Origin of the sequence: Fibrobacter sp. UWB2 (assembly GCF_002210425.1) — a bacterium.
Classification (GTDB): Bacteria; Fibrobacterota; Fibrobacteria; order Fibrobacterales; family Fibrobacteraceae; genus Fibrobacter; species Fibrobacter elongatus.
The window spans coordinates 54946-68622 of the sequence record NZ_MWQK01000007.1 but is presented as its reverse complement, the minus strand read 5'-3'; the positions used below and the strand labels follow the sequence as shown (position 1 = coordinate 68622).

Annotated in this window: 8 protein-coding genes; 5 read left to right on the top strand and 3 right to left on the bottom strand. The window is 51.1% G+C overall.

All coding sequences use genetic code 11. The features are described 5' to 3' along the window. Positions 1-19: 19 nt before the first annotated feature. Entirely contained in the window at positions 20-1432 is a 1413-nt protein-coding gene (locus B7982_RS13590) for a CotH kinase family protein (protein WP_088661217.1), read from the bottom strand. 112 nt (positions 1433-1544) lie between these two features. Next, positions 1545-1775, bottom strand: a complete 231-nt coding sequence (locus B7982_RS13585; RefSeq protein WP_088661216.1) for a hypothetical protein — start codon at positions 1773-1775, stop codon at positions 1545-1547. A gap of 57 nt (positions 1776-1832) precedes the next feature. Between B7982_RS13585 and B7982_RS13580 the strand changes: the two genes are divergently transcribed. After that, positions 1833-4472: a hypothetical protein gene (locus B7982_RS13580; RefSeq protein WP_088661215.1), complete on the top strand. Its 2640-nt coding sequence runs from the start codon at positions 1833-1835 to the stop codon at positions 4470-4472. A 76-nt stretch (positions 4473-4548) separates the two neighbouring features. Here the strand turns inward: B7982_RS13580 and B7982_RS13575 are convergent, their stop codons facing one another. Then, positions 4549-5397: a TIGR02147 family protein gene (locus B7982_RS13575; RefSeq protein ID WP_074209778.1), complete on the bottom strand. Its 849-nt coding sequence runs from the start codon at positions 5395-5397 to the stop codon at positions 4549-4551. A gap of 290 nt (positions 5398-5687) precedes the next feature. Between B7982_RS13575 and B7982_RS13570 the strand changes: the two genes are divergently transcribed. The 4 genes from B7982_RS13570 (at position 5688) to B7982_RS13555 (ending at position 13573) form a co-directional block, all read left to right on the top strand. Next, a complete protein-coding gene (locus tag B7982_RS13570; RefSeq protein ID WP_233138573.1) occupies positions 5688-8057 on the top strand; it encodes an Ig-like domain-containing protein in 2370 nt (789 codons plus the stop codon). Between the two features lie 61 nt (positions 8058-8118). Continuing rightward, on the top strand, positions 8119-9789 hold the full coding sequence (locus B7982_RS13565) for a LamG-like jellyroll fold domain-containing protein (protein WP_088661213.1): 1671 nt from the start codon (positions 8119-8121) through the stop codon (positions 9787-9789). Positions 9790-9917: 128 nt separating this feature from the next. Next, entirely contained in the window at positions 9918-11048 is a 1131-nt protein-coding gene (locus B7982_RS13560) for a glycosyltransferase (RefSeq protein WP_088661212.1), read from the top strand. A 2-nt stretch (positions 11049-11050) separates the two neighbouring features. Beyond that, positions 11051-13573, top strand: a complete 2523-nt coding sequence (locus B7982_RS13555) for a DNA topoisomerase III (protein ID WP_088661211.1) — start codon at positions 11051-11053, stop codon at positions 13571-13573. Positions 13574-13677: the final 104 nt, after the last annotated feature.

Here is a 13677-nt window from a genome sequence, read left to right as displayed (position 1 = left end):
AGGGGAGAACTTTTGTTAACTAGTATTTTTGCAAAGCCGACTCGTAACGGTTCACGCGTTCAGTAAGCCAGCTTTTGAGGCTTTGAACTTCGTCAACGTAACTGCGGACAGGTGTCCATTTTATCGCATCATTTTCAAGAGCCTTTTGTGTTTGCAACATATAATCGTCTAGCTTTGAAAATACATCAGCCAGAATACTTGTTTTAAGCTGATCCCAGCGAGCCTTGTAATCAGCCAAGAAATTTTCATTTGCAAACAAGTTTATAAAGAATCCGGAAACCGCCCGATTTCTATGTAAAATCCAGTCCTGATCAACAAAGTATTTCTTGGTATCTTCATCCCAGCTATAAGCAAACCCACCATCAAAATCCCATACAGGCCCCATGTGATACAAACCCGAAGAATCCTTATACAAATACATACTGCGCGGGGCTTCTAATTCAACATTGTGCGTCAATTCCTGCAAGATTAGAAAATCCATAAAGCTGCTGATATCCATGAGTTTTTGAACGCTGCCATAGTCGGAATTAGCAATAGCCTGTTCCAAAACTGCAAGGTTCGCAGATATGGTATCGATTTGCGTTGCGGTCACATTTTTAGGGTACTTGACGGCAACAGGCAACTTGTAAATTTTGCTATAGAAAATATTCGTGGCACTCGGTGAAAGTTCCGGTCCATCATCCTTGTCAAGACTCAACAACACCCCTCCATTACCCGTATTGACTCGTGATACCCCACGTTCAATTTGCTCAGTAAGTTGATAGACGCCCATATACTCGCCATTGATTTCAACTTCGACAAATCGGTTGGCGCTCACAAAAGCGAAGCTCCCCATGTAACGCGCCATATCAAAAGCAACCGCATTCATGAATTTGCTTTGATCGCGATAATTCGCAAGCAACACCCAATCTTTATTGGCAGGGAGTCCGAGAACAGAAGTCTTTGCATCAAGTTTGACGCGGTAAGGCTTTTTAGGGTACCAGAGGCGCGTAGAATTTCCACGAGTTCGGATTTTACCACTTGCAGGGGCTAAATCCTCATAAATTCCGTTCCCAGCAATTTCAACAGAACAAAGAGCGTAGGCGCTATCGACATTTGCAGAATCATAAGTTATAATACGAATGTAAGGGACTCCGTTATTGGGAGGCGAAGGGAGAACCGAAGATGAGGATTGTACGGGAACCCGCGAAGATGACGATTGCGCGATTACCGATGAGGAGGACGACTGCGTGATTATTGACGAGGACTGTATAATCGTCAAAGAAGATGAACTTTGCAAAAGTTCACTGGACGAACTCTGGGCTTCGCCGCCAAACGAAACGAGCGATTCGTTCGGCGAAATGAAATTCACCGATTCAGAGTTTCCGCAAGCAAAAAGAAATAGCGGAAAAAAAAGGGCAACGCCCTTCGCAAAGTTACAAACATATCCCATAAACAACACCTCTAAAGGAAAATAGATTTTTTGTTGATTAAAACAAGGAATCTTGAAATTTTCCGTGTAAAAGGTGTTTAAATGGGCTTTCCAGCTTCTAATATACCTTCGCTTATTCCCTGTTGATGCGGAATGTCTTTTGCACGTTTTTACCGAGGATGCGAACTAGACGACTATCCAAGCCAACATAAAGAACCAAATCTTTCGCCGCAATAAACGACGCAACATCCTTGGTGTATTTTTTGGAATTACAAGCCGTTACAATCTGCTCTGCACCCTTAACAGAATCGGGAACCGTCGTAAAGGTAAGGTAGCGTAGTCCACGGACAACCTTAATTTTCAAGAGCTCTACCCTCGATGTTGAATCAAAGGTATTTTTTTATGCAACAGGGAGTATGTTATGGGATATTTTAAATCAATGTTGGTTTTGGGACTCGCTGCGCATGCCTTCGCGGGTTCGCCAATCGTCAAAGTTGATTTCGACATGAGCGGACGCAATTCGAGCGAGGTGACCGAGCCGAATTATGTGCCGTGGGTGGTTTCGGGCGTCACATCCAAAGATACGACACTTTCGGGCGTAAAAATCAAGGTCGCCGGTAGCGGAAATCTCAAGGCGAACTGGTACAAGGCCGGAGTACAATCACCTTCCTATGCAAAACTAGTGTGCGATGGTGTGATGGTCGAAGGCGGCGGAAACATTACTCTCACGTTCTCGAATCTTGCAGCAGGGACGCACAGCCTCCTTTTGTACCTGAACAACGTCGATGGCGTTGCGGCAAGTAACAGCATTGATGTCTATGTGAACAATTCAAAGCAAGCCTCGGTCAAACCAACAAATCGAGCGCTTTCGACAGGCGAGGCGGCGATCGCGTATGTAACTTTTTCCGTGAGCGGCGCAAGCGCATCGACTGCCATAAAGCTAAACACGAGTACGATTACCCTAAACGGTTTTGAATTGAATGTTCCCAATGTGGCGGCGCAGGCAATCGGCCCTTCTCCGACGGATTTGGATTACCACGCACCACATGAAAACGGAGCTTTGACACTTTCATGGACTGCAGCGAAATCCGCAAAAAAACATCAGGTTTATTTTGGTACGGATTCTGCAACGGTTTTAAAGGCGACAACCTCGACAGCCGACGTTTACAAAGGCGAGCAGACGGCAGCGACATACAAAGTTTCGGACACAAATCCATTGCAGACCTACTACTGGCGCGTAGATGAGGTCGATGCGAACGGAACGGTTACGGCAGGAAATGTTTGGTCTTTCAAGCCTGGGCGTTTAGCGTTTGATGGAGCCGAGGGCTATGGTCGTAACGCGGTCGGTGGCCGTGGCGGAAAAGTCGTGTACGTAACAAATCTGAACGACGATGGCGCCGGCAGTTTGCGCGAAGCGTGTACAGCAGATATCGGTCCACGAACCATCATGTTCAAAGTCGCAGGCGTAATACAACTCAAAAGTCGTTTGGTCTGCAATCAGGACTATGTGACGATTGCTGGGCAGACAGCTCCGGGTAAAGGAATTACAATCAAAAGCGCTCCCATCGGCTTTACGGGCAAAGATATGGTTATCCGCTTTATGCGCGTGCGCCTGGGTTACGGAGCCACTTACGACGGCATGGGCCTTACAGGTGGCGACCACAGCATTCTTGATCACGCAAGTATCAGCTGGACAATTGACGAAGCGTTCAGCAGTCGCGGAGGCAAAAACCTGACGCTACAACGCACTTTGATTTCGGAAGCCTTGGATGTTGCTGACCACCAAAATTATGCAGCAGGAACAGGGCATGGATACGCAGCAACAATCGGCGGCGACATCGGGAGTTTCCACCACAACTTGCTGGCGCACAACGCAGGGCGCAACTGGAGTCTTGGCGGTGGGCTAGACGGTAACGGCTATTATGCAGGTCGCCTGGACATTTTTAACAACGTGGTCTACAATTGGAAAAGTCGCGTGACCGATGGCGGAGCGCACGAAGTAAACTTCGTCGGCAATTACTACAAGGAAGGCGCAGGCACAGCTCTTCACGGCTATACGTTGCGCGCCCAATTTGAAGGAACTGGCAAAGGTTCGCAAGCTTACTATTACCACAACAACATTTTGCAAGCCGCAAACGGTTCATTCACTTGCAATGGGAACAACGACAACTGCGGACGCGAATACACACTGAGCGGCGGGCAAGTTCTCGATTGGGAACCATGGAATAGCAAACCTTTCTTCGCCTCTTACGCCACTGTACAAAGCGCATCGGCAGCATACAAGGACGTGCTGAGCGATGTAGGCCAAACAATGCCTATTCTCGATAATCATGACCAACGCATGATCAGGGAAACCAAAAACGGGACTTACAGCGTCGTGGGTTCAGTCGGCAAAACCAAGGGAATCCCTGACCGCGAAACGGACGCCGTTGACACAGCGAATATCAAGGGCTGGGAACCGTATCCGAGCACAAGCTGGGCAAACGATTACGACTCCGATCTCGATGGTCTCCCGGACTGGTGGGAAAATATGTACGGTTACAATCCGAAATCCAAGAGCGGTGACTTTAGCGAATCTAACAAAGATCGTCTTGGCGACGGTTGGACGGAACTCGAACGTTATCTTGAATGGATGGCCCGCGCGCACTATACTTTTGCAAAAGGTGAAACCCAGGTCATTGACCTTGCTCAATTTACCAAGGGCTACGATAACGGCTCCTATACCGTGAACGCCCCGACAGGCGTGACGGCGACCGTGAACGGATCCAAACTCACCATAAAACTCGCCAACAACTTCGGTGGCGTGGGCTACATCAAATTTACGCTCAAGGACAATGCAGGCGACACCTTTAGCCGCAACATCGGCGTGACGCAACAGCTTGCAATATCAACTATTGTTGCAGGAGACTCCACCGAAGTCGGCGATTCAACAACTACCGCAATTATGAATCGCCAAGCGGCAAACCGCAATGATTTACGTCTGTTCCCTCGCAAACAAGGTTTCCACGACCTGAAAGGCCGCCGCTTCGAAAAGCAAATTCCATACAGAGTAATGTTTTAAATATTCTCATCAACCTAACCAAAACACCTCGGCGAACGCCGAGGTGTTTCGTTGTAGGATTTGATAGAGAGAAAAATTACTTTCCGCCAACAGGGAACAGCGCAAATTGCAACTGAAAAACTTTATCTGAATTCTTATCTTCTTCGGCGATGAGCGCAATTTCCTTGCGGAAGGCGTTGATGCGCTCCACGATGCGTTCGTAACCTTCCTGGCTAATGCCTAGCGTAAGCCCAGAAACATGACGAGAGCCCGGCGGGTCGCGATCAATAGAATCCGCAGCAAGCTTTAGACAATGCTGGTGGAAACCGCGCAGCGCAAGTTTTGACGTGCGGTCCCCCGTGCTAATCGCGCTCTCGGTGAGCACGTATTTGCCGTCATCCCCTTTCTTGATAAGTTCACAGTCTTCGAGCAACTTGACCGATTTTTTTGCCTCGTCCGCCGTCACATGCGGGTGGACCATTTTCGCAAGCGCTTCGTAATCGCCGTCAAAACCGAACATGCCGATAAGGCTGCGGATAATCAGGTGCCGCCAATGCGAATACACCATGTACTGCGCATGCCCGAGAATATGCTGTTTCTCGGAAAAGCGCACCACCTTGAGCGCCGCCTGCATTTCTTCAAACGCAGCATTGCGCTCGTCCATCGTTTCCGCCTGATTGAACTTCACAAGCCCAATAAAAAACTCGGTCTCGTGCTTACCCAGGCGCAGCCCAGAAGCCACTTTCGGGATGCTCGCGCTCGAAAGATTCTTGTCACCGTTCATCACGCGACTGATGAAATCTTTGGCCTTGAACCCGATTTTATCCGAGAAAACGCGGAGCGAAAAGGCAGGGTTCGCCTCCTTCTTTGCGCTATAATAATCCTTCAAAAACTCCCGGTAGTCCAGGTATTCGAAGATTTTTTTCCCTAGTTTCTTTTCGCCCATGCCATAAATGTAAGAAAATTATGTTTTGCGGAGTATAAAAAAGCGACTTTAGCGTTGTCCAGAAACAACGAGAAATCAGCTTTCACGAGAAAAGCGCTTTGAAGTGCGCGCCGCAAGATTTAGATTATGGGTATGGGGGAATAATCCCCCTAATTGCAGCCCGCCTTGCGGTCTTCCATCACCCCCAATACGGGCTTCAAACGCCAGCCCGTAACGCCTGGCTTAATTGCTATAAAGGGATGGAACAAGCCAAAAGTTGGGTAATCGCAAAAAAGTGAGGAACAATGGGTATGAAAGGTTTTGGTCAAATAGCGCTTGCAAGCGTTGTCTCAATTTTCGGAATTTCCGCAGTACACGCGGCAGATGCGGCTGCAAAAATTCAAACCTCTGAAGTCGTTACGCTCCCGTCCGACGCCGCTTACGGCGGTGGCGACAAAGTCGGTTCGCAGCTGATTGCCGCCACTTACAATGCAGGGAATGGTCCCGGCATTTGGATTGTCGCCGATGGCGGTTACAGGCTCTACCACAACGGTTCACTCCTCGCCGAAGATAACCAGGCAGGCCGAGTGCGCTTTATCCCGATGACTTTCTTGCCTGGCGAAAACGCAATTTCTGTCGTGAGCGTGAACGGCAAAGGCGCCCCGGGCGTTCTCGTGCAAATTGACGACCTCGACAAATCTTACTATTCCGGCAGTGGCTGGAAGTCAAAGCCCGTTGTCAGCAACAACTCCTGGAAAAACAAGGGCCGCGACCTCTCGCAATGGGGTGGCGCCACAACGCTTTCTTACGCAAACAACAAGCTCCCGAGTGGCGGTGCGCTCGAAAATTTCGCCGCAAACACACAAGCGAAATGGATTTGGACAAGCGATGAATCCGACCCGACAGCAGTTTTACTTTTCACTTTCAACGTGAAAGCCGAGGGCTTCGGTGTCACCACAACAGGTGGCGACGCAGGCAAAGTCGTCATTGCAAGCGATTCCGCAAGCATCCGCAAGTACTTGCAGAGCAACGATGCAGTGACAATCCTTGTGCCCGAAGGCACTTACGACTTTAGGCAATTCCGCAACGCCGTTACCGAAGCCAAAAGCAAAGGCCGCACCTGGTGCAAGACGACATGTACCGAAAAGAATCGCGTGACCGGCAAGACCAACACGTTCTACCGCATCACTTTCAAGGCGAACAGCTGCAGCGACCTCACCGAAGCCGGCGTGCAGATTGTGCAAGAAAGCGAAAATCTGCAGGCGTGGAGCAACTGGATTACCACCAAGCCGAACAAGAGTCTCGTGGGCATGGGCCGTGGCGCAAATCTCCGCGGAGCATCCATCGCCGTGCGCAGTAACGAAGGTTCAGGGAACCACATCTACCGCAACCTCGCGATTTACGATGTGAACCCGCACTTGATCGAAGGCGGCGACGGCCTTGAAACCGTAGGCACCGCCAGCAAACACGTAAACAAATTCTGGGCCGACCATATCAGCTACAAATGGATTTCCGATGGCATGGATATGGAATTTGTCGACAACGCCACCATCAGTTATCTCGATTTTGACGGAGCCAACGAATACAACTGCTGGGGTACCGACCCTTACATGGCTCTCGTTGAAGACGCCCATTTAACTTACGCCAACAACTACTGGCACAACACTTACGGTCGCGTCCCGAAAGTCACCGGTGAAAACAACGGCTCGCAGGTGCATCTGTACAACCAGTATGTAGATTACAACCGCTTCTTTGTAGCGGGGGCGAATGGTCACAGCGCAAATGCGAAGGCCTACGTGCGCTACGAGAATAGCTATATCGACAACGGCCAAGGCTATTTGGCCGAATGGGGCGATAACGGCTACGTTTACTTTAGCGGAGTTACGTTCGGGAACGGCACCAAGCAACAACACCGCTACAATGGCACCGTGAAAAGCGGAGTTCCGCAAGCCGAAACATTCAACCCGAGCTACAGTTTTGAAAAGCGCAATGTCGCAGACCTCCCGAAAGAAATTCCGAACCTCTCGGGCGTCGGCGGACGCTACGGCAAAATGCCCGAATACAACCAGGGCTTCGGTCAAAGCAACAAGGCTGCAAGCGTAACGCTCACCGCACCTGCCGCTGGCGCAAAAATCACAGCAAGCGCAGACGTGACCTTAAAAGCCGACGCCAAGGATAACGACGGCTCCGTGAAAAGCGTTGCATTCTACGTCGGCAACACGCTCGTCGGAACATCAACCGCCGCGCCGTACCAGGTTACCGCCAAGAATCTCGCCGCAGGCACACATTCCGCAGTCGCCGTCGTGACGGACAATTCCGGACTCACGTGGATGTCTGAATACGTGACGTTCACCGTCGAAGGCGCGGCAGAATCTAGTTCCAGTGCGGCTCCCGCAAGCAGCTCTGCGGTCGCGGAATCTAGCTCTAGCGAAGTTTCTTCATCGAGCGTCGCGGAATCCAGCAGTTCAGCAATCACAGCAGAATCGAGCAGCGGAACCATCGGCATCGCCTCCCCCATGCAGCGCGCGACCGAAGCCGAAGCAGGCTTCTACCGCATCTTTGACATTCAAGGACGCCCGCTGTACTCCGGCAACAGCAAGCCCACCAAGATGCCCGCCGCACACGTCATCGTGATAGAATACTCCAAAACAGGCAAAACATTACGCCACTATATCCAATAACGATTACTATAGCGATTAATAGCCCTCCCGCTTTTAGCAAATCTTATATATATTGGTATCAATGAAGTTCTGCAAAAACATATTGGCTGTTTCGATTGCGTCCGCCGCAATTTTTGGAGGTTGCTCCTCCGACAGCCATATTGCAGGCAACAGCGCCGAGACGGGTTCTCCGGAACTCGCCGGTATTTTCCTTTTGGATAACGGCAATCCCGCCGCATTCGCACGCGTGCATTGCGTCCCTAGCGACTTTGACGCAGCCTCAGGCGAGCTCCCCGCCGCCTACTCCACGGAAACAGATTCCACAGGCTACTACAGCCTCGATTCCATCCCTGCAGGCACTTACGCCGTCGAAGCATTCCACGAAGAATCCGGCAAGCGGTTCCTCGTACAGAACGTAAACGTTACCGAAGACGATTCCATCGCCATTAGCGATACGCTCCGCGCTCCAGGCTCTGTCGAAATCGCGTTCAACAGCCTCATTGAAGACGGCACGTCCGCCATGGTCACAATCCCAGGAACGACCATCTTACGCAAAGTGATCGTTCACGCGCAAAAGGCCATTATCGACAGCTTGCCCACCGACACGCTCGGTCTCAGAATTTATATAGAAAACGACACGTTGGATTACGGGGATGTCTTCGTCAAATCAGACACGACCGTCCAGACGCTCGTCAACTATCCCCACATCGAATACACGTTCGTCGCCCCGCTTGCACTCCCCGAAGGCGAAGACACGCTCTCGTCTTTTGTGAGCGACATTCCGCTTGCGCTCCGCCTGACCGCAGAAAACAGCGACATCGATACACTCGCTCGCTTGCAAGGCCGCTGGGAAGTTGTACGCATTTCAAAAGATGGCAAACGCAGCAAAAAGCTCCCGATCGTAAATTCAGTCTTTGACGCAAAAGAAGCCATTTTCTGGGTAAGCGTGGATTCATTAAACGTCTCTGACTCACTCGAACTTTCATTCAACAACGCACTTGAATCAGGTTACGCTCACGACGTATTCCCGACCAACCGCAGCTATTCGCTCGTGTACCATTTTGATAGCGGAACCGATATCAAGGACGATGCCGAAAAGGGCTATTTCGACGGATCGCTAACCGCCACAGAAACGGGAACCGAAACGGTCGAAAACCGCAACGCAGACGGTGTACTCGGCACATCCATTACGCTAGACGCGACAACATCAATCACCGCGACAAACTCCGCCAAGATAGACTCATCTCGCAAGGTTAATTTGTCCTTTGACGGCAAGCAATTCTGTTTCTCGCTGTGGGTCAATCTTGAATCGCTAAAGCAACAGACCATCTTTGAAAAAGCTGATGAATACGCTCTCCGTTACAATCCCGACCAAGGCTTTGTCGTAGAATTCTACCACGTTGCCACCGAAAAAGCAGGCGAAGAAAGCGCCACGGACACCGTAAGTTATAAACAAACGTGGGCATCCGGCACTGAAGGAATTGAAGCAGGCAAATGGATTTTCATCGCATTCAGCAAGCACTCCATACCACAAACAAATTACTTTATTAATGGCACAAAAATCGAAGCCGAAGAAACCCGCAGCGATTGGGATGGCAACCGTAAACTTGCAGACTTTAAAATCGGCGGATTCAACGGGAAAATAGACGAGCTCATGCTCGGTAGCGCATTCCGCGACGATTCCTGGACTCGCCTCACCTACCTCAATCAAAAGCCCGAAGATTCCTGGCCAAAACTTTCCGCGAGAAAATAAAGCTGTCACTGCCCACGCGTTCAGCACTTCGTTACTTACTATTATATTATATACGCAAAAATGCCCCGCGATTTTAAGAGTGCGTTTTAAACTTTCAAAAAAACCTTATTACATTTTGCCGAAGAACAATGTTCCTTACGGTTTTGACATACATAGCCATCGGGCTTTTGGCAATACTCGCCATCTTCTATCTCGGGTTAGAAGTGCGGTTCTACCGTGCGCTCGGACGAGTGCGCGAAGGCTTTGCCGACCCAGAACCGCTCCCGAAGGTGAGCATCCTGATTGCGGCCCGTAACGAATCCGAAGGCATCCGCGAAACGCTCGATTCCGTCCTCTCGCAAGATTACGAGGGCGAATGGGAGGTCTGGGTAGCCGATGACCGCTCCACGGACGACACCCCGAAGATTCTCGCGGAATACGAAGCAAAGTTTGAACGCCTCCATGTGCTCACGATTGATTCCATCCCCGAAGGCGTGAGCCCTAAAAAGCAGGCTCTTTCGAAGCTCATTGACGCCTGCAACGGTGAAATTCTCTGCCTCACAGACGCCGACTGCATCGTGCAGCCGTCCTGGATCAAGTACCTCGTCAAGGAATTTGAACCGGGGATTGAACTTGTCGCCGGGCATTCGTACATTCCGACCGACAAGAGTTCGCCGTTCATCATCTGCATGCAGGCGGTCGAAACGCTGATTTACCGCATCGCAGGCACAGCAGGCCTCGCCATGCACCTCCCGCTCACAAGCACTGGCAACAACCTCGCCTACCGCAAGAGTTTCTTCCAGAGCGTGAACGGCTTTACGGGCGTCATCAAGATCCAGAGCGGAGACGACGACCTCCTGATGCAAAAACTGGCAGCCGACCGTCCATGGGCCATGCGCTACTGCATCACGCCCGCCACGTTCGTCACCACAAGCGGCAAGGAAACACTCAAGGCCCTCTGGGAACAGCGCAAACGCTGGGCATCAAAGACCATCTACTATACCCCAAAAATCGTCTTTGTGCTCTCGATGGTGTTCCTGTTTCTTACCATGCTCTGCATCACCGCAGCATTCTCGATTTTCAGTTTCAAAATTTTCGTCGCCACATTGATAGCGTTCTTGTGCAAGAGCGTAGGCGACATGGTTCTCATTATTCGCGGGCTCAAAATATTCAAGCAGGAACACCTCCTCAAGTGGTGCATCCCGGTTGAGTTCATCCACGCCCCCTTTACCGTACTGGCCGTACTGTTCGGACTGTTCGGACGTTTTAAGTGGAAATAAAAATGGCAACGACTAAAACAACAACTAAGGCGACAACTAAAACCACTACAAAGAAGACCGCCACCAAAACGGCAAAAGCGGCCATCGAAGGTAAGACGCTCATCATCGCGGAAAAACCTAGCGTGGCAGCCGACCTCGTCAAAGTGCTCGGTGCAAAGTCCTTCAAGAAAGAAACCGCCTATTATGAAAGCGACACGACCATCGTAAGCCATGCGATCGGTCACCTCGTTGGTATCGCCGACCCGAAGGATATTGACGAACGCTACAAGGCATGGGACATGAAGACGCTCCCCATGCTCCCCGAAAAGTTCCCGCTCGTTGCCCTCCCGACCACTAAAGCCCATCTTTCCGCCCTCGGCAAGCTCATCAAGCGCAAGGACGTGACGACGATTATAAACGCGTGCGATGCGGGCCGCGAAGGTGAACTGATTTTCTATTACATCGTGGACTACATCCTCAAGGGGAACTTCAAGGGCAAGACGTTCAAGAGACTTTGGATGCAGAGCATGACGCCTGCCGCCATCAAGGATGCCTTTGAACACCTCCGTACCGAAGAAGACATGGTCAACTTGAGAAACGCCGCCCTCTGCCGTAGCGAAGCCGACTGGCTCGTAGGCATGAACGGCAGCCGTGGCCTCACCGCCTACAACAGCTCTATGGGCGGGTTCCAGATTACGCCGTGCGGACGCGTGCAGACCCCGACGCTTGCCATTATCGTGAAGCGCGAAGAAGAACGCAACCGCTTTGTGCCGCAAAAGTTCTGGACCATTGAAGCCTCGTTCGACAACTCCGGAGCCGGTTACCAAGGCAAGTGGTTCACCGTCGATAAAGAAAACAACAAAGACCGCGTCAAGCAGATTTTTGACGAAGCCCGCGCTCAGGAAATTCTCGCCAAGTGCAAGGGCAAAACAGGCTCCATCGAAGAGACCACAGCCCCGAGCCAGCAGAAGTGCGGCCAGCTCTATGACCTCACCACGCTCCAGCGCGAAGCGAACAACCGCTTTGGATTCAGCGCCAAGACAACGCTTTCCATCGCACAATCGCTTTACGAACATTACAAGGCAACCACATACCCGCGTACCGACAGCCGTTGCTTGCCCGAAGATTACGTCGCTCCGGTGAAAGCCACCCTCGGCAAGATTGAAGGTCCGCTCGCCAAGTTCGCTCAAGAGGCTTTGGACAAGAACTACGTGAAGCGCACGCCGAAGGTCTTTGACAACTCGAAGATTTCGGACCACTTCGCCATCATCCCGACAGGCGTCGTGCCGAAGGGACTCTCCGAAGCCGAAGAAAAAATCTACACGATGATTTGCCAGCGCTTTATCGCGGTGTTCTTCCCGCCAGCGCAGTACTTGAACACGACCCGCATCACAACCGTCGAAAACGAGACCTTCATCACCGAAGGCAAGATTCTCGTGGACCCGGGCTTCAAGGCGATTTACGGCAAGGAATCCGACGAAGAATCGAACATTCCAAAGCTGAACGGCAACACCGCCAAGACGCTTGCAATTGAATCGAAGGAAGACTTTACCAAGCCGCCAGCACACTACACCGAAAGTACGCTTTTGTCGATGATGGAAAGTGCAGGTAAGCTCGTGGAAGACGACGAACTGCGTGACGCCATGAAGGAACGCGGTCTCGGAACGCCTGCCACACGCGCCGCCATCATAGAAAAGCTCGTGAGCGACAAGTACGTTGTCCGCGACGGCAAGGAAATGATCCCGACAGCAAAGGCATTCGACCTCATCAAAGTCCTCTCCGCCATGAACTGCGAAGCCCTCACCAGCCCGGAACTTACCGGCGAATGGGAATACAAGATGGACCTCATCTCGAAGGGCAAGGAATCTCGCGAAGCGTTCATGAACGGCATCGTCGAAATGACAAAGACGATGGTGAAGAACATCAAGGGATTCAAGGAAGAAAGCACGACTGACGAAGCAAGCTTCAGCCCCGTGAACGGCAAGAAAGTTTTCGAAACGGTCAGCCGCTACACCACCGAAGATGGCATCGTCATCCGCAAAATTGTGGGCGGCAAGCACTTGTCCGAAAGTGAAATCGTAGAGCTCTTGACCAAGCGCAAGATTGGACCGCTCACAGGTTTCCGCAGCAAGAAGGGCGCTGAATTTTCAGCAGGCCTCATCATCAATGACCAGAACAAAGTTGAATTTGTCTTTGAAGAAAAGCCCGAAGAAATCGAGCTCGGTGAAGTTATCGGCAAGTCTCCGGTAGACGGCTCCGACGTCTATGAAACGCTCACGGGCTACGTCTCCGAAAGCTACGTGAAGAAGGAACCAAGCGGGCTTTCGCTCCCGAAGATTCTCCTCGGCAAGGAAATTCCGCTTGATGACATCAAGAAATTGCTCGCCGGCGAAAAGACTTCGCTTATCAAGGGATTCCGCAGCAATAAGACTCGCCGCCTGTTCGACGCGTACCTCACGCTCGTGAAGGGCAAGCTCAAGTTCAATTTCCCGCCGCGTGAATTCAAGCCCCGCCGATTCGGAGCGAAGAAAAAGAGTGAAGAGTAATTAGGAGCCAGTATCAATGCTGTCATGCCCGCCACAGAGCGGGCACCTCCATTCCACAGAACACTCTCATTCATTTTTCCATGCCTTTAAGACACTTACTTACA